This window comes from Cupriavidus sp. GW822-FHT03E04 (assembly GCF_058801495.1).
On record NZ_JBXANI010000005.1, the window covers coordinates 82,944 to 100,638 of the forward strand.

15 protein-coding genes are annotated in these 17,695 nt (G+C 63.7%); 4 read left to right on the forward strand and 11 right to left on the reverse strand.

Annotated elements, in window-relative coordinates:
- Nucleotides 1–8: 8 nt before the first annotated feature.
- The 5 genes from AC1RQC_RS07915 to AC1RQC_RS07935 form a co-directional block, all read right to left on the reverse strand.
- The gene (locus tag AC1RQC_RS07915) at nucleotides 9–1,169 is read right to left on the reverse strand and encodes an ABC transporter permease subunit (protein ID WP_441636626.1); all 1,161 of its coding nucleotides are present in this window, start codon (nucleotides 1,167–1,169) and stop codon (nucleotides 9–11) included.
- 13 nt (nucleotides 1,170–1,182) lie between these two features.
- Nucleotides 1,183–2,118 carry a branched-chain amino acid ABC transporter permease gene (locus AC1RQC_RS07920; RefSeq protein WP_043349266.1) on the reverse strand — a complete coding sequence of 312 codons (936 nt, stop codon included), beginning with the start codon at nucleotides 2,116–2,118 and terminating at the stop codon, nucleotides 1,183–1,185.
- A gap of 208 nt (nucleotides 2,119–2,326) precedes the next feature.
- Nucleotides 2,327–3,532 (reverse strand): branched-chain amino acid ABC transporter substrate-binding protein, encoded by a 1,206-nt coding sequence (locus AC1RQC_RS07925; RefSeq protein ID WP_441636623.1) that lies wholly within the window; start codon nucleotides 3,530–3,532, stop codon nucleotides 2,327–2,329.
- A 641-nt stretch (nucleotides 3,533–4,173) separates the two neighbouring features.
- Complete coding sequence (gene ispH, locus AC1RQC_RS07930) at nucleotides 4,174–5,136, reverse strand: 4-hydroxy-3-methylbut-2-enyl diphosphate reductase (RefSeq protein WP_492373082.1); 963 nt, start codon at nucleotides 5,134–5,136, stop codon at nucleotides 4,174–4,176.
- A gap of 51 nt (nucleotides 5,137–5,187) precedes the next feature.
- Nucleotides 5,188–5,685 (reverse strand): FKBP-type peptidyl-prolyl cis-trans isomerase, encoded by a 498-nt coding sequence (locus AC1RQC_RS07935; RefSeq protein WP_492373083.1) that lies wholly within the window; start codon nucleotides 5,683–5,685, stop codon nucleotides 5,188–5,190.
- A gap of 90 nt (nucleotides 5,686–5,775) precedes the next feature.
- Here AC1RQC_RS07935 and radC point away from each other — a divergent pair, with 90 nt between their 5' ends.
- The 4 genes from radC to nadB all read left to right on the forward strand — a co-directional run bounded on the left by radC (nucleotide 5,776) and on the right by nadB (nucleotide 8,876).
- The gene (gene radC, locus AC1RQC_RS07940) at nucleotides 5,776–6,441 is read left to right on the forward strand and encodes a RadC family protein (protein ID WP_492882904.1); all 666 of its coding nucleotides are present in this window, start codon (nucleotides 5,776–5,778) and stop codon (nucleotides 6,439–6,441) included.
- A 200-nt stretch (nucleotides 6,442–6,641) separates the two neighbouring features.
- On the forward strand, nucleotides 6,642–6,875 hold the full coding sequence (rpmB, locus tag AC1RQC_RS07945; protein WP_006157507.1) for a 50S ribosomal protein L28: 234 nt from the start codon (nucleotides 6,642–6,644) through the stop codon (nucleotides 6,873–6,875).
- Nucleotides 6,876–6,888: 13 nt separating this feature from the next.
- Entirely contained in the window at nucleotides 6,889–7,059 is a 171-nt protein-coding gene (gene rpmG, locus AC1RQC_RS07950) for a 50S ribosomal protein L33 (protein WP_006157508.1), read from the forward strand.
- Between the two features lie 218 nt (nucleotides 7,060–7,277).
- The gene (gene nadB, locus AC1RQC_RS07955) at nucleotides 7,278–8,876 is read left to right on the forward strand and encodes an L-aspartate oxidase (RefSeq protein WP_183036764.1); all 1,599 of its coding nucleotides are present in this window, start codon (nucleotides 7,278–7,280) and stop codon (nucleotides 8,874–8,876) included.
- 73 nt (nucleotides 8,877–8,949) lie between these two features.
- On the opposite strand, the gene nadC is transcribed toward nadB, so the two are convergent.
- The 6 genes from nadC to AC1RQC_RS07985 all read right to left on the reverse strand — a co-directional run bounded on the left by nadC (nucleotide 8,950) and on the right by AC1RQC_RS07985 (nucleotide 17,689).
- The gene (gene nadC / locus AC1RQC_RS07960; protein ID WP_492829019.1) at nucleotides 8,950–9,846 is read right to left on the reverse strand and encodes a carboxylating nicotinate-nucleotide diphosphorylase; all 897 of its coding nucleotides are present in this window, start codon (nucleotides 9,844–9,846) and stop codon (nucleotides 8,950–8,952) included.
- Entirely contained in the window at nucleotides 9,843–10,994 is a 1,152-nt protein-coding gene (gene nadA / locus AC1RQC_RS07965; RefSeq protein WP_492373086.1) for a quinolinate synthase NadA, read from the reverse strand. Before nadA ends, nadC begins: the two co-directional genes overlap by 4 nt.
- Nucleotides 10,995–11,163: 169 nt before the next feature.
- Nucleotides 11,164–12,354 carry a DesA family fatty acid desaturase gene (locus tag AC1RQC_RS07970; RefSeq protein WP_043349288.1) on the reverse strand — a complete coding sequence of 397 codons (1,191 nt, stop codon included), beginning with the start codon at nucleotides 12,352–12,354 and terminating at the stop codon, nucleotides 11,164–11,166.
- 397 nt (nucleotides 12,355–12,751) lie between these two features.
- On the reverse strand, nucleotides 12,752–14,155 hold the full coding sequence (locus AC1RQC_RS07975) for a mechanosensitive ion channel family protein (protein WP_492807930.1): 1,404 nt from the start codon (nucleotides 14,153–14,155) through the stop codon (nucleotides 12,752–12,754).
- Nucleotides 14,156–14,324: 169 nt separating this feature from the next.
- Complete coding sequence (locus AC1RQC_RS07980) at nucleotides 14,325–16,037, reverse strand: alpha/beta hydrolase (RefSeq protein WP_492882906.1); 1,713 nt, start codon at nucleotides 16,035–16,037, stop codon at nucleotides 14,325–14,327.
- The gene (locus tag AC1RQC_RS07985; protein WP_492882908.1) at nucleotides 16,034–17,689 is read right to left on the reverse strand and encodes an amino acid adenylation domain-containing protein; all 1,656 of its coding nucleotides are present in this window, start codon (nucleotides 17,687–17,689) and stop codon (nucleotides 16,034–16,036) included. Before AC1RQC_RS07985 ends, AC1RQC_RS07980 begins: the two co-directional genes overlap by 4 nt.
- Nucleotides 17,690–17,695 lie beyond the last annotated feature (6 nt).

The following is a 17,695-nucleotide window of genomic DNA, read 5'->3' on the forward strand; positions in this document are numbered from 1 at the left end:
CCTCCTGGTCAGAAACGGCCAACGCTGCCCGGGCGGCGGATCACCGGCCGGTCTTCCTTGCGCGGCGACGGCCACAGGCCCGCCGGGCGATACAGCATCACACCAACCAGGGCCAGCCCGAACAACAGCTGGCGCAGCACTTCGGCGTCGACGATGGTATGGCCGAAGAGCATGTTCTGCGCCGGCTCCGCCACGGCGCGCAGCAGTTCCTGGAAACCCACCAGCAGGATACCGCCCAGGATCACGCCAGGAATGTGGCCCATGCCGCCCAGCACCACGATGGCCAGGATGTAGATGGACTCCCACAGCACAAACGACTCAGGCGACACGAAGCCCTGGAAGGCGCCGAACACCGCGCCCGACGCGCCGCCGAACGACGCGCCCATGGCAAAGGCCAGCAGCTTGATGTTGCGGGTGTTGATGCCCATTGCCTTGGCGGCGATCTCGTCTTCGCGGATGGCCACGAAGGCGCGGCCAATACGCGAGTTCTGCAAGCGCAGGCAGATGAACACGATGGCGATCACCAGCACGACCAGCAGGTAGTAGTACATGAACACTGGCGTGAACTTCAGCCCGAAGATCTCGTGCGACTTGGAGAAATCGAAGCCGAAGATGTGGACCGGGTCCACCGCGGTGATCCCCTTCGGGCCATTGGTGATGTTGAGCGGCCGGTCGAGGTTGTTCAGGAAGATGCGGATGATCTCGCCAAAGCCCAGGGTCACGATAGCGAGGTAGTCGCCGCGCAGCTTGAGCGTTGGCGCGCCGAGCAGCACGCCGAATGTTGCCGCCACCAGCACGGCCAGCGGCAGCACGAACCACATGGAGACGTGAAAGCCATGCGGGAAGAGCTGGTGGATCCACTCGAACTGGTTGGCCAGGTGGGGCGAGCCCAGCAAGGCCATCATGTATGCGCCGACGGCATAGAAGGCAATGTAGCCGAGGTCGAGCAGGCCGGCAAAGCCCACCACGATGTTCAGGCCGAGCGCCAGCATGATGTAGATCAGCGCGAAGTCGAGCACGCGCACCCAGTAGTTGCCGCCCAGCGTCTGCACCAGGAACGGGGCGCACAAGGCGATGACCAGGAAGCCAAGCAACGCGGCCATGGTCTTGGCCGGCGTCTTGGTCAGCGGCGCAGCCTGCGCCGCCGGGGATGGAATCGGGGTATTCATGGATTCTCTCTCCTTAGGCGCGTTCGGAAACCCGCTCGCCCATGATGCCGGACGGACGGAATACAAGGACGATGATCAGCACGATGAAGGCGAACACGTCCTGGTAGTTGGAGCCAAACACCCCATTGGTGAGATCGCCGATATAGCCGGCGCCCAGCGCTTCGATCAGGCCCAGCAACATGCCGCCAACCATGGCGCCCGCAAGGTTGCCGATGCCGCCCAGCACCGCGGCGGTGAACGCCTTCAGGCCCGGGATGAAACCCATGTAGAAGTGCGCATTGCCGTAGTTGGTCGCCATCATCACGCCCGCCAGCGCGGCCAGCGCCGCACCGATCATGAAAGTGGCCGAGATAACGAAGTTCGGGTTCACGCCCATCAGCCCCGCCACCTTCTGGTTCTCGGCGGTGGCGCGCATCGCGCGGCCCAGCTTGGTGCGGTTGACGAGCGTCAGCAGGCCCGCCATGACCATCAGCGCCATGCCGATGATGACGATTTCCTTGCCCGTGATGGTGGCGCCGGTCGAACCGATATCGATCGGCGACGAGGGCAGCAGCTGCGGGAAGGTCAGCGGGTTACGCGACCAGATCATCATCGCCAGGGTCTGCAGGATGATGGACACGCCGATGGCGGTAATCAGCGGGGCTAGCCGGGGCGCGTTGCGCAACGGCCGGTAGGCGACCCGCTCGATGGTGTAGGCCAGCGCGGCGCAAACCGGCATGGCGATCAGCGTGGCAATCACCAGCGTGAGCCACTCCGGCAAGCCGGGGAAGAATTTCTGCAAGCCAAGTATGGCTGACAGGGCGGTCAGCGCGCCGATCATCAGCACGTCGCCGTGGGCGAAGTTGATGATCCCGAGAATGCCGTAGACCATGGTGTAGCCGAGTGCGATCAGCGCATAGATGCTGCCGAGCACCAGACCGTTCACGATCTGCTGGATAAAGATATCCATGAAAACTCCTTGCTTCCGTCCAATTTCCCTCGACATGGTGTGGATGTCGGGGGGACGTTGATATGTGGGTGGTTTGGTAGTGTCGATATTTGCTGGTAAGCGGCCTGCCTACTCCACCCATGGTAAGGATGCTGCACGTATGGCAAGGCTAAAAAAACGGCACCGCAACATACTCGCGGTGCCGTTCGGATGGGCCGGTAAGCCCGGTTTACATCTTCACGACGTCAAGGACGGTCTTCTTCTTGTCCTTGTACTCATACAACGTGATGGTGCCTTCCTTCATGTCGCCCTTTTCATCGAAGGCGATGTTGCCGATCAGGCCCTTGTAGTTGGTCTTGGGCATCTCGGCCAGGATGGCCGCCGGCTCGGTCGAGTTGGCGCGCTTCATGGCGTCAACGATGACCATGACGGCGTCATAGGTGAACGGTGCGTAGATCTGCACCGGCGCATTGAAGCGAGCCTGGTAGCGCTTGTCGAAATCCGCGCCCTGTTCCATCTTGGACAGCGCCAGACCGGCTTCCGAGCAGATGATGTTGGACACGGCATCGCCGGCCAGCTCAGCCACCTTGTCGGTACAGACGCCATCGCCGCCAACGATCTTGGAGCTGATGCCGAGTTCCTTGGCCTGCTTGGCGAACGGGCCGCCGGTGGCGTCCATGCCGCCGTACATGATCACGTCGGGCTTCTTGCCCTTGATCTTGGTCAGAATGGCCTTGAAGTCGGTAGCCTTGTCGTTGGTGGCTTCACGTGCCACCACGTTCACGCCCGAAGCCTTGGCGGTCTTCTCGAACTCGTCGGCCAGGCCCTTGCCGTAGGCAGTGGCATCGTCGACGATGGCCACGGTCTTGGCGTGCAGGCTCTTGGTGGCGTAGTTGGCCAGTGCCGGGCCTTGCTGGGCGTCGGTGGCCACCACGCGGAACGTGGTCTTGAAGCCTTGCTTGGTGTAGTCGGGGTTGGTCGACGACGGCGAGATCTGCACGATGCCAGCATCGCTATAGATCTTGGAGGCCGGAATCGATACGCCCGAGTTCAGGTGGCCAACCACGGCCACGACCTTGGCGTCCACCAGCTTCTGCGCCACAGCCGTGCCCGTCTTCGGGTCGCCTGCGTCGTCTTCGCCGACCAGTTCGAGCTTGATCTTCTTGCCGTTGATCTCCAGGCCGGTCTTGTTGACTTCTTCCACGGCCAGGCGGGCGCCGTTTTCGTTGTCCTTGCCAAGGTGAGCGATGCCGCCGGTGAGCGGTGCCGCATGGCCGATCTTTACTACGACATCGCCACTGCCTGCTGCCGGCGCGGTAGCCGCCGCAGGAGCCGATGCTGCCGCATCAGCGGGCTTTTCTTCTTTCTTGCCACAAGCAGTAACCAGCGCCACTGCGGCTGCGATCGGCAGAATCTTGGCAAACGTGATTTGCATGAGTGATCTCCTAGGATTCACATGATCAGGGTAAACCAACGCCCCCCGGACGTTTCCCTGAACCGCCTTAGTTTAGTTTCAATTTGAAACGCGCGAATTGTATTCCCTTTTTATACGGATGCAATATGCGACGCAACAACCTGAAGGATTAACCCACCAAATGAGCTAGGGAATTTCCCCAATGCACACATTGGGGCAATTCCCACCTACATGGAGGCTAGCCGTTGATACTAACAAGATTCGTGCCTGCCGCTTGCCACAGGTTGGCTTTGCAGCCTTTAAGTCACTTCGTGGGGGCGCGTATTAAATAGGTGTTTCATTTAATATCAACAGTCTCATTCAAATACAAGGAACGAGTGCGCCGGCACCATAATAGGGAAATCCCCAATTACAGGGATTTCCCTTATTTGTCTTTTCAGACAGACAGGTATATGGCCGTTCGCGGCAGCCTTGTGCATTATCCAAGGGATAGCAGGCAATATAGAGTGCTATATATTGGTGCAACCCTGGCGAGAGAATGGTGCGCAAAGGCGTGCAACCGGCGCGCGCGAGGTGCGCCTGCCGGGCGGAAGCGGCTGCGCAAAAAGCAACGGCCCGCTAGAGCGGGCCGTTTTGCCAGACAGTCAGGTAAAGCAGGCTGGTCAGGCGGACGTGACCTGTTGCAGGCCGCGCGGCAAGGGGAACGACATCTTCTCCTCGATCCCGTCCAGCGCGCGCACGTTGCGCGCACCCAGAAGGTGCAGGCGCGCGACAATGGCCTGCGCCAGCGCCTCAGGGGCGGAGGCGCCGGCGGTCAGGCCGATGCGGCGCTTGCCCGCGATCCATTCCGGCTGGAGCTGATCGGGCGAATCGATCATGTAGGCCGGCACGCCCAGGCGCTCCGCGAGCTCGCGCAAGCGGTTGGAGTTGGAGCTGTTGGGGCTGCCCACCACGATCACCACCTCCACCTGGGGCGCCATGAACTTCACGGCATCCTGGCGGTTCTGGGTGGCATAGCAGATGTCCTGCTTCTTGGGCTCGCGGATGAGCGGGAAGCGCGCCTTGAGCGCGGCGACGATCTCCAGCGTTTCGTCCACCGACAGCGTGGTCTGGGTCACGAATGCCAGGCGCTCGGGATCCGCTACTTGCAGCTTGGCGACATCCTCGGAAGACTCGACCAGCAGCATGCCGCCTTCGGCCTGCCCCATGGTGCCCTCGACTTCAGGATGGCCCTTGTGGCCGATCATGATGATCTCGCAGCCCTCGGTGCGCATCTTGCCGACTTCCACGTGCACCTTGGTCACCAGCGGGCAGGTAGCATCGAATACGTTCAGGCCGCGCACGGTGGCGTCGGCGCGCACTTCCTTGGATACGCCGTGGGCGCTGAAGATCACGGTCGAGCCGGGCGGCACTTCCTCGAGCTCCTGCACGAAGACCGCGCCCTTGCGGCGCAGGTCCTCCACCACATAGGCGTTGTGGACGATTTCGTGGCGCACGTAAATCGGCGCGCCGTAGCGTGCAAGGGCGCGCTCGACGATCTCGATGGCGCGATCCACGCCAGCGCAAAATCCGCGCGGCTGCGCCATCAGGATCTCGGCATCGGGGGCTGTGGTGGGTTCAGACATGCAAGGATTCGACTCAAGGGTGCCGGCACGACGGCCCGGCCGGTGGTCTGCTTAGAGAATGCCGATCAGCTGGACATCGAACAGAATGGTCTGTCCGGCCAGCGGGTGGTTGAAATCGAACAGCGCCGACGTCGTGCCGATCTCCTTGAGCACACCGGCGTACTTACCGCCGCCGGGCGCATTGAACTCAACCAGGTCGCCCGGCGCGTAGTCCTCTTCAAACGAGGAGTTCTCGCGCAGCGTCGCCAGCGAAACCCGTTGCAGCAGATCGGGGTTGCGCGGGCCAAAGGCGTGCTCCGGCGCCAGCCGGTAAGTCATGCGCTCGCCCTCCGGCATGCCCAGCAGCGCCTGCTCCAGTGTAGGCGCGAATTGGCCTTGCCCAAGCAGCAGCGTGGCGGGCTTCTCCGCGAAGGTACTGACGATCTCAGTGCCGTTCTCCATGGAGATGCTGTAGTGAAGGGTCAGGAAGGAGTCCGCCTGCACGGTCTTGCGGCCATCCACGGTGCCGTCCCCATCCTTCGGGCCGGAAGCAAAAGTTTGCAAAGTCATAGGTGCTCAACCAGTCAACAACCCGTATTGTAAGCGACTCGACCGAGCGCCGCCTTGTCCGCGGTGCCATTGTTCCGAGGGGATCGTGCCATGCGCATTACCGATTGGCCCAGCAGCGAGCGGCCACGCGAAAAACTGCTGAGCAGCGGGGCCTCAGACGCCGAACTGCTCGCCGTGTTCCTGCGCGTGGGTGTGGCGGGAAAAAGTGCAGTTGACATCGCCCGGGAGCTGCTGAACGATTTCGGCACGCTCAGCAGCCTGTTTGCGGCAGACGCCGGGCAACTGGCACGCGTCAAGGGCGTTGGCAGCGCCAAGTACGCGCAGTTGCAGGCGGCCCGCGAGCTGACCCGGCGCGCGCTGGGCGAGCAGCTGCAACTGCCCGGGGCGCTGGATTCCCCCACGGCGGTGCGCGACTACCTGCGCCTGTCGCTGGCGGGACTGGCCTACGAAGCATTCCTGTGCCTGTTCCTGGACGCGCGCAACCGCCTGCTCGCCAGCGAGGAGCTGTTTCGCGGCACGCTGACCCAAACCAGCGTCTATCCGCGTGAAGTTGCTCGCAAGGCACTTGCGTATAACGCCGCAGCGGTCATCGTGGCGCACAACCACCCGTCGGGGAATACCACGCCCAGCGCCGCCGACCTCACCATGACCCGCGCGCTGTCACGTTCGCTGGGCCTGATCGATGTGCAAGTTCTTGACCACTTCATCGTCGCAGGTAGTAACATCCACTCCTTCGCCGAACACGGCCAGCTGTGATGCAAGATGCGATGCGTGTTGTGATGCGCACCGCACGGATGCACACCCCTGAACGGTAAACGAGAGAAGGCATTGATTCACCAGTGCTTTCCGGTCTATAATGCTCGTTTGCTGAAGTCTCAACCGCTGCAGTCCGGGCCAGCGCGCCTTTTGTTGATCTGTTGCGAACATTGTCCACGTAGAAGAGTTAGGAGTGCTTCATGGCACGCGTCTGTCAAGTGACCGGGAAAGCGCCGATGGTCGGCAACAACGTTTCCCACGCAAACAACAAGACCAAGCGTCGTTTTCTGCCCAACCTGCAGAATCGTCGTTTCTTTGTTGAATCGGAAAACCGCTGGGTGAGCCTGCGCGTCTCGAACGCCGGCCTGCGCCTGATCGACAAGAAAGGCATCGACACCGTGCTCGTGGATCTGCGCGCACGTGGCGAAGTCTAATTAGGAGCACATCATGGCCAGCAAGGGCGGACGCGATAAAATCAAGTTGGAGTCGACTGCAGGTACGGGTCACTTCTACACGACCACCAAGAACAAGCGCACGATGCCGGAAAAGATGGAGATCATGAAGTTCGATCCCGTCGCCCGCAAGCACGTGTCGTACAAGGAAACCAAGATCAAGTAATTGATCCTGTCTTCCGCATGCCGATCGCGCGGCATGTCTGTAGAAACCCCGCTCACGCGGGGTTTTTGCTTTTCCGGGCAGCATACGCCGCATTGCGCAGCCAACGTCTCTCAACACCCGGTTCACGCACGGCTTGCCTGCCCACGCAAGCCCGCTGGCGGTGTACACTTTCCAGCTTTCCTGCCTCCCGACCGCGTGCCGCGCGCGTCTCTAGCACCATGAACTTCGATGTCGCCATTGTCGGCAGCGGACTGGCCGGTCTGACGGTCGCGCTGCAACTGGCCGACACCCATCGGGTTGTCATCATTTGCAAACGTGCCATGACGCAAGGCGCCAGTGACTGGGCCCAAGGCGGTATTGCCGCGGTCCTGGACTCAGGCGACAGCCACGATGAGCACACGCAGGACACCTTGGTGGCAGGCGCCGGCCTTTGCGATGACAGCGCCACGCGCTATATCGTCGAGCACGGGCGCGAAGCGATCCAGTGGCTGATCGACCGCGGCGTGCCGTTCACCCGCGATGACCAGGCGGAACTCGGCTACCACCTCACGCGGGAAGGCGGCCATAGCCGTCGGCGCATCATCCACGCGGCGGACGCCACCGGCCATGCCGTTGTGTCCACGTTGAGCGAGCAGGCGCGCCAGCACCCCAATATCACGATCATCGAGGACCACTTCGCGGTGGACCTGATCACTTCGCGCAAGCTTGGCCTGCCGGGCAACCGCTGTTACGGCCTCTACGTGCTGGACGACGCCAGTGGCGAAGTGCAGACCATTACCGCCACCCACACCGTGCTGGCGACAGGCGGCGCGGGCAAGGTCTATCTCTACACCACCAACCCCGACACCGCCACCGGCGACGGCATCGCCATGGCCTGGCGCGCGGGCTGCCGGGTGTCGAACATGGAGTTCATCCAGTTCCACCCGACCTGCCTGTATCACCCCTACGCCAAGTCTTTCCTGATTTCGGAAGCGGTACGTGGCGAAGGCGGCCTGCTGAAGCTGCCCGACGGCACCCGCTTCATGCCAGAGCACGACGAACGCGCCGAACTGGCTCCGCGCGACGTGGTGGCGCGCGCGATCGACTTTGAGATGAAGAAGCGCGGCCTGGACTACGTGCACCTGGACATCAGCCACCAACCCGAATCCTTCCTGCGCGAGCACTTCCCGACCATTCATGCAAGGTGCCTGGAACTTGGCATCGATATCGCCCGCGAGCCCATCCCAGTGGTACCGGCCGCGCACTATACCTGCGGCGGCGTGGTCACAGACACCGCGGGCCGCACCGATCTGGCCAATCTCTACGCCGTGGGCGAGACCGGCTGCACGGGCCTGCACGGCGCCAACCGCCTGGCCTCCAATTCGCTGCTCGAATGCATGGTGATCGGGCGCGCGGCAGCCCTCGACATTGCCGGACAGGACAAGGCCGGCCAACCGGACATCGCCCTGCCCCAGTGGGATGAAAGCCGGGTTGCGGATGCCGACGAGGAAGTCGTGGTCTCACACAACTGGGACGAACTGCGCCGCATGATGTGGAATTACGTGGGCATCGTGCGCACCAGCAAGCGGCTCGAGCGCGCCCAGCACCGCATCACCCTGCTGCGCGAGGAGATCGCGGAGTACTACGCCAACTTCCGCGTCACGCGCGACCTGCTGGAGCTGCGTAACCTGGTGGAAGTCGCCTCGTTGATCGTGGATAGCGCGTATTCGCGCCATGAAAGCCGTGGTTTGCACTTCAGCCGCGACTATCCCGAGACGTTGCCGAAGGCGCTGCCCACGGTGATGCAGCCGGTGTTCAAGCGGGAACGGGCGAAATAAGCCTGCACCTGGATCATCGCCATGAAAAAAGCGCGCCCAAGGCGCGCTTTTTTCATGCTCTGACCAACCCCGCTTATTCGATGATGCGCAACGAATAGTCCGTCGCGCGCACATCCTTGGTCAGCGCCCCCACCGAGATCCGGTCTACGCCCGTCTCGGCGAAAGCACGGATCGTATCGGCATTGACCCCGCCCGAGACTTCCAGCAACGCACGCCCGGCATTGATACGCACGGCATCGCGCATCATCGTCTCGGTAAAATTATCGATCAGGATCGATTTCGCGCCAGCCGCCAATGCCTCTTCCAACTCGGCCAGACTTTCCACCTCGACCTGGACCGACACACCAGCATCCAGCGCGGCCGCTGCCTGCATGGCGGCGGTGATGCTGCCGGCGGCGGCGATGTGGTTTTCCTTGATCAGGATGCCGTCGTACAACGCCAGGCGCTGGTTGTCGCCACCACCGACCCTGACCGCGTACTTCTGCGCCAGGCGCAGGCCCGGCAACGTCTTGCGGGTGTCGAGCACGCGCGCCCGGGTACCGTCGACCAGGTCGGCATAGCGGCGCGTGGCGGTCGCCACGCCGGACAACAACTGCAGGAAATTCAGCGACGGCCGCTCCGCGGTCAGCAGCGAACGAGCCGGACCGGTGATCTCGCAGACCACCGAGTCCGGCGCCATGCGGGTACCCTCGGCCTGCTTCCAGACAACCTGCAGCGTGGGATCGACCGCGCGCATGCACGCCTCGAACCACGGCTGGCCGCACAGCACGGCTTGCTCGCGCACGATCACGCGTGCCCGCGCCGGCTTGCCGGCAGGCACCAGCATGCCGGTCAGGTCGCCGCCGCCGACATCTTCGGCAATGGCGGTGCTGACATTGGCCTGGAGCGCCTCGGCGAGCGCCGGGCCATAGCTGTCGAAGATAGCGTTGACGTTCGAATTCACGGAATTCACATTTGGATTGCTGCTCATGCCGGGCCGATTCCCTTGAACAAGGCCTGCTCGCTGGCCAGGTCGGCCTTGGGCCGCACATTGGCCTTCTGCTGCGCGGCGAAGTCGAGCATGCGGTCGATGCAGGTCACGGCCTGGCGGCCGATATCCGCGTCGACATGGATTTCGTTATGACCCTTCTCCAGCACTTCAGCCAGATTGGTCAGTGCGTTCATCGCCATCCAGGGGCAGTGCGCGCAACTCTTGCAGGTCGCGCTGTTGCCGGCAGTGGGGGCTTCGATGAAATGTTTGTCGGGCGCGGCCAGGCGCATCTTGTGCAGGATGCCGTTGTCGGTCGCGACGATGAACTCGCGCGCGTCCAGTTCCTTTACCGCCGCGATCAGCTGCGAAGTCGAGCCCACCACATCGGCCTGCTCGACCACATTGGCCGGCGACTCCGGATGCACCAGAATCTTGGCATTGGGAAACTCCCGGCGCAGCAGGTCAAGCTCGATGCCCTTGAACTCGTCATGCACCAGGCAGGAACCCTGCCACAAGAGCATGTCGGCGCCGGTCTGCTTCTGGATATAGCCGCCCAGGTGCTTGTCCGGGGCCCACAGGATCTTTTCGCCCCGCGCGTGCAGGTGCTCGACAATCTTCAGGCCAATGCTCGAGGTCACCATCCAGTCGGCGCGCGCCTTCACGGCGGCGCTGGTGTTGGCATAGACCACCACCGTGCGATCGGGATGCGCGTCGCAGAACGCGGCGAACTCGTCGGACGGGCAGCCCAGGTCGAGCGAGCAGGTTGCGTCCAGGTCGGGCATCAGCACGGTCTTTTCCGGGCTGAGAATCTTTGCGGTCTCGCCCATGAAGCGGACCCCCGCCACCACCAGCGTCTTGGCCGGATGATCGCGGCCAAAGCGCGCCATCTCCAGCGAGTCCGACACGCAGCCGCCAGTTTCCTCGGCCAGGTCCTGCAGGTCGGAATCAACGTAATAGTGCGCGACAAGCACCGCATTGCGTTCTTTCAGCAGGGTCTTGATGCGCGCTTTGAGTGCCGTGCGCTCCTGTGCCGACAGCACAGGAGGCACTTTGGCCCAGGCGTGGGCGACACAGCTGCCGCCTTCGGGGGACTCCATCGAGAGGTTCGGCTTTTCGAACTCGACGGCTTTGATCGTTTGGGGGGTCATCTCCGATACTCCTCTTGGACAGCATGCCTCGGAATTCCGCTTGATATCCGCTTGTCGCTGCTGGCCCTGACATTGGGGGAGTTTAGCGAAAACAAAAGCCCCGCCAGAGGCGGGGCTTTTGGGCGATCTAAATTGTATCAGGCCACGCCAGCTCGGGCATCAGCCCGCATCAGGCATAACGGCGCAGGCGCAGCGAGAAATCGTGCAGTGCCTGGATGCCGCTAGCCTCGGCGCGGTGGCACCAGGCCTGCAGCTGCGCCAGCAGCTGTTCGCGCGTCAGGTTGGAGCGGCCCCAGATCGCGGCCAGCTCGCGGCGCATTTCCACGAAGGTATGCAGCGACTTGTTCTGCTCCACGATGCTGGCCAGTTGCTGGCGCTGCGGATCGGCCAGCTTGGCTTCTTCGCGGTGGAACCACTTGCGCGCCGGCTTGAAGCTGCTGTACTCGGCCACGCGGGCTTCCTTCAGCTTTTCCAGCTCCTGCTTGTAGGCGCTCTTGACCGCCTTGGCATAGCGTGCCATCACATCATAGCGATTGGCAATGATGGCTTCCAGCGTGTTGTGGTCAACCGGGCGGGCATCCACCAGGCGCGCCTTCGGCGGGGTCTTCTTGACCTTGGCCAGGCCAACAGCCTGCATGGCGCGGATGTAGCCCCAGCCGATGTCGAACTCGTACCACTTGATCGAGAACTTGGCCGACGTCGGGTAGGTGTGATGGTTGTTGTGCAGTTCTTCGCCACCGATGATGATGCCCCACGGCGAGACATTGGTCGAAGCGTCCTCGCAATCGTAATTGCGATAGCCCCACCAGTGGCCCAGGCCATTGATGATGCCGGCGGCGTGGATCGGGATCCACAGCATCTGCACGGCCCACACGCTCAGGCCGATCACGCCGAACAGGGCGACGTCGATGATCAGCATCAGGCCAACGCCTTGCCAGCCAAAGCGCGAGTAGACATTGCGCTCGACCCAGTCGTCAGGCGTGCCATGACCGAACTTGGTGATGGTTTCCTTGTTCTTGGACTCGGCGCGATACAGCTCCGCGCCTTCCAGCAGCACCTTGCGGATGCCGCGGGTCTGCGGGCTGTGGGGATCGTCTTCGGTCTCGCACTTGGCGTGGTGCTTGCGGTGAATGGCAGTCCACTCTTTGGTGACCATGCCGGTGGTCAGCCACAGCCAGCCACGGAAGAAATGCGAAACGATAGGGTGCAGGTCCAGCGACCGGTGCGCCATGCAGCGGTGCAGGTAGATGGTTACGCCCGCAATGGTGATGTGCGTCACCACGAGGGTGTAGATCACAATCTCCCACCAGGACCAGTTGGCGAGGCCGTTAGCGGCCCAGTCAAGAATAGTGTCGAACAAACTGTTCTCCGTCGATTAAACAGGGGCATTCAGTGCGGCGCGACAGGGCGAGCCGCAAACAAGGTGCAGAAAAAGGACTGCAAATTCAATGATTGCGTCATACGGCGCCTGCCTGAACCCCGGCATTCGCCGGAGCCCCAAGGCACGCGCGCCTGGCGCCACGGGCAAAACGGCTGCCTGCCGGCGGACTGGACACGAGCCGCTGCAATCTGGCGGCTGTCTGGTGTGGGGCGGGAGGTCGAACAAACTCACCCGAACGAAACACGCCTTTCGAATGAACCCGCAACTACCCTGGATTCTACCGGAACCGCATCGCACGGACATCCGCTTTTTCCCTCAGTTTGACGCTAAGCAACACGGATTGTTCCATAAGGTGGCCTAAACGCCCCGTGAACGTTCAGGATGCCGATGCGCCGGGGACGCCCGGCAAATTGATAAGTGCCTCTTGCACTTCTTTCACGGGCCCACCATGGCCGTCGACTTCCACTTTCCCCAGCACTCGCACCTCTCGCTGCGGATACGGGATCGAGATGCCATGCTCCTTGAACTTCCGCCATATCGCGCGGTTCATCGCCGATTGCACGCCCAGCTTACCATTCTGAGGATCGGCGATATAGCCGGCAAGCTCGTATTCGATGCCATTGTCGCCGAACAACACCAGAAATGCCGACGGACCCGGCTGTGGCATCAAACGCGGGATATCCTGGGCGGCCTCTACGAGCAGGGCGAGCACCACTTCGGGGTCCGCCGCGTAATCGGCCTGCACACGTGTCGCCACGCGCACATGGGTATTGGAGAATGAATGGTTCTGCACCGCCTGCGCCACCAGTTGCTCGTTCGGCACCAGGGTTTCGCCATCGCCGTTGCGCACCACGGTGTACCGCGTCCGGATCTGCGAAACGATCCCCGTGTACTTGTCGACTGTGATCTGGTCGCCCAGCTTGACCGAGCGGTCCAGCAGGATGATGAATCCGGAGATGTAGTTGCTGGCGATCTTTTGCAAGCCCAGCCCCAGGCCAACGCCCAGCGCGCCGCCGAACACGGACAGCACGGTGAGGTCGATGCCGACCAGCGACAGGCTCAGCAACAGGGACACGAGCAGCAGCAGCGCCTTTGAAATCCGGCTCAGAACCACCTTCAGGTTGCTGTCCAGCCCGGTCGACCGCATCAGGCGCTCTTCCAGCCATGAGCCGAACCACATCGCCACCAGCACGGTGACCAGGATCCAGACGATGGCCACCAGCGTGTCCGCCAGGCTGATCTTCTGCTTGCCGCCCAGCGAAAAGCGGACGTCGTCCATCCATTGCACCACATCCCACAGCAAACCCAGCACATAAAGCGCCATCGCCGCCCAAACCAGGGTCGTCAGCACTTTTTCGACCAGTAGCAGCATGCCCTGCAACTGGCCATTGCCCGACATAACCCGGCGCAGGATGTAGAAGGCGAAATACAGGAAGGTAATGCCCGAAAGGGGTACCAATGCGAGCCGTAGCACGCTGATGGACATCATCGGCTCCAGCCCGAAGCGCGCACCCATCACCAGCAGCCAGCCGAACAACGGGAACATGGCGCGTTCCAGGCTGGCGGCGGCGAAACGCAGGGAGAAGCTGGATCCGGCGTAGCGGGCTTCGAGGCGCTTGACGATCAACCTGGCCAATGGCCAGGCCACCGCCAGGCAAGCGGCAAGCACCGCCAACTGCCAGATGAAGCCAGGGCCACCCGCGTCGCGGATCAGATCATCGAGCATCTTGCCAAAGGCCGGATGCGCAACATGGAGTTCGTTCAGGGAAATGGGGTTCATGCTCTGCCGTGGCTGGCAGGGTCCATCCGGTCAGGATCGGCGGCCCCTGGCAAGGTAAGCGGGACACTGCATGACGTTTCTGCATGCCCCGCGGCCAAAAAGTCAGCCATTCTAGCCGCCCTGCTCCGCACGGCGCAGGATTGGCGCCGGGCTTGCCGGGCAAGCGGGCCTATACGCCGAGGCCGAGCACGGTCAGCCGCAGGTCCGCCCCGGGATGCAAGGGGCCGCATAGCAGGTCGACGCAATAGTCGATCACCCGCGCCCGCCCGGGCGGGTTCAGCATGCCGTGGTCCAGGCCATCGATGGTCTCGATCTGTAACTGCGAGAAGCCGGCGAGGCCGGCCAGCTTCGGCCCGAAGAACCGCGCCAGTTCGAAAGGCCCGGGATCGTCCGGGCCGAACAGCAGGCGCAGGGCCGTGCCGCGTGCGTCGAGCGACTGGAGCAAGCCCTCGATCTCCCGCTGCTCGTGCACGGCAGGCTTGGGCAGGACCGATGCCGCGTTGATGCCAGGCACGCCCTCTTCTGCCGTGGGTGCGCTGCGGCCATGGATCAGCCACCGGGGCCGGGTGAAGGTCTCCCGGCGCAACAAGCGCTGCAGGTTGACCAGCACGGCGCCCACCAGGCCCGGGTGCGCGCCAGCGGCGTGCAGACTCACATTGGCGCCGTAGCTCACGCCGAAGGCCACCACCTCGCGATGGCCGTGGGCAAGCAGCCAGTCGCAAGCAGCGACGGCATCGCGGTACCCCTCCGGATCGGCCGGCACCCCGGCGATGGCCTGCGCGCCAACGGAAGCATCCCCGATGCCCCGCACATCGATGCGAAACGAGGCAACACCGCGTGCCGCCAGCCGGCGCGCCAGCATGACCCCGCAACGGCCAGCACCGACGTGATGCGTGCCGCCGGAGTTGTTGATCAGCACAGCCGGCCGCTCGATGCGCGGCCCGAGCGGCTCGCACAACATGCCGAACAGGCCCTGGCCAAAGCGCACCGGCATTTCCACCCACTCGCCGGCGCGCAGGCACGAAGCAGTCCCTGCCGTCATCGCGCGGCCGCCCGGGGCTGGCTCGCCAACTGGCGCCGCTGACCCCAGATCGGCAATCCAGCCGGCCACCTCCGCGAAGGTCGCATCCGGTGGCGTGCCATGCAACGGATCCTGCAGCCAGTCGATCAGGTCAGGGAAAGGCACCACCCGCACCTGCGCGCCCAGCGTGCCGTAGTGGCGCGCCAGCGGGGCCATCTGAGGCTCACCGCCCGCGATCAGGATTTGCGGGGCGGGGGCGCAAGGCGCATTGAGCAGGTCGATGCCGCCAAGGCCATCGATCGCGGCATCGGTGAAATGGATGCCCAGGATGTCCATGCCCGATTGCTGGCCAGCACCAGGCGCCGGCCCCGGCTCCGGCTCCACAGCGCGGCAAGCAAGCGAGCGCCAGGTCTGCGCGATCATCTTCATCTCCCGCACCAGCATCCTGCCGCTCGCCACGGGCGCAAGCAGCACCAGCGCATCGACGCGCCGCCCGGCCACGCCGCGCCCGGCGGCCAGTGCCGCCAGCGAGGCGCCCCCGCGCACGCCCAGCAGCACGAGCTCCCGGGCACCGGACAAGCGCCTGAGCAACTTGCCAGCGGCATCGATCCCGGCAAGCCAGGCGTCGACACAGGACGCACCCGGCGCGTCGGCATGTTCGAGGTCGGCGGAGTCACCGGTGCCGGGATAGTCGAACCTGAGCACGGACACGCCCTGGGCCGCGAGCCGCTCCGCCAGCCGCGCCAGGCCGGCATGCGTCCACAGGGCTTCATGCCCGATCGCATTGCACAGCAGCACCGCGCGCTGACCCTGGGCCGGGTGGTACCAGCCAAAACATCCGTCGAAATGCAGCGGCGTCATGGCGCAAACGCCTTGCGGCTCGCCTGCCGTGCGCCCCCAGCACCAACGGCCAGGTACTCGCAGCGCGCCTGCAACTGGCCGCGATCGATCTTGCCGTTCACGTTCACGGGAAGGCCCTCGAGGCAGACAATGCGATCCGGCTGCGCGTAGACCGGCAGGCTCTGCCTGCACGCCTGCCGGATCCGCGCCATGCGCGCACCGAGTTCGCCCAGCGAGGCGTCGCCCGATGCCTGCACAAAGGCGACCAGCCCCATCGGCTTGCCGGCGCTATCCAGTGGCCACGCCAGCACGGCGCACTGCGCGCTGCCGCTGGCAGCCTGCACCACCTGCTCGATCTCCTGCAATTCCACGCGGTTGCCGCGAATCTTCACCTGCATGTCGATGCGGCCGTGATAGAGCAAGCCGTCGGGGGATTCGGCCACAGCATCGCCGGTGCGGAACCAACGGCTGCACGCCCGCTCGGGATAGGCGCGGGTAAAGAAGCGCTGCGCGTCGAGCGGGTTGGCACCGAGATAGCCCTTGGCAAGCTGCGCGCCGCCGATCAGCAGTTCACCCTGCGCGCCGGGCGGCACCGGCGCAAGCGCATCGTCGACGACCATCAGCTCGACGCCGGGATATGGCTTTCCGAGCGGCACCGCAGGGCGCGACGCATCGGCAAGAAACGCATCGCTCAGCTCGAAGGTGAGCATGATCACCGTCGCCTCGGTGGGTCCATACCCGTTGACGATGCGGGTGTTCGGCGCCGCCCGCGACCACGCCCGCGCCAGCGTCTTGGGCAAGGCCTCGCCCCCCATCAAGGTCATTCGTACGCTGGGAAACGCGCAGGGCGTGAGCTTGCGAAACTGCTGCATCAGCGCCAGCACGGAGGGCACGCTGGCCCAATGGGTAATCCTGTGCTCCTGGATAAAACCGGCCAGGTAAAGCGGGTCTTGGAGCGCGGGCACATAAAGGCAGCCCCCGTTTGCCCAGCAGACGTGCATGTCGTGCACCGAGAAATCGAAGGTGAGATCGGCGAACTGGCTGAAGCGCGCACCGGGCTCGCATGGAAAGCGCTGCATCTGCGCGCTGACATAAGCCACGGCGCTGGCATGCGGGATCATCACGCCCTTGGGCGGCCCGCTGGTGCCGGAGGTGAAGATCAGGTAGGCAAGGTCGTCTCCCGAGACGACGGCAAGCTGGCCAGGCGGGTCATGCACGAAAGGCGCGGGCGGCAGCGGGGCGAAGCGCGCGCTGCCGCCCGGACATCCGGTTGCCGGCAACGACTCCGGATCCAGCATGACGATGTGCAAATCCGGGGGCAACAACGGCATCAACGCCTCAAGCTGCGGTGCGCATGCACGATCGACTAGCATCACCCGCGCGCCCGAGCGCCCGACGATGGCGGCGTTGCGTGCCGACGGGAATCTGGGGTGCAACGGCACATAGGCCATGCCCGCCGCAAGCACGCCGAGCAGGCCGGCGTACGCTGAGACGCTGCGGTGCGCAAACAGGACGCAGTTGCGGCTCCCGCCCCCTGCATACGCCGCCAGCGCACCACTCACGCAGCACGCGCGTGCGCGCAGTTGCTCGTAAGTGTAAAAGCGTCCGTCGACCCACAAGGCGTGGTCGCCGGGCTGCCGTGCAGCCGTATCGAAGAAGAATGAATGCAACATCCCGCC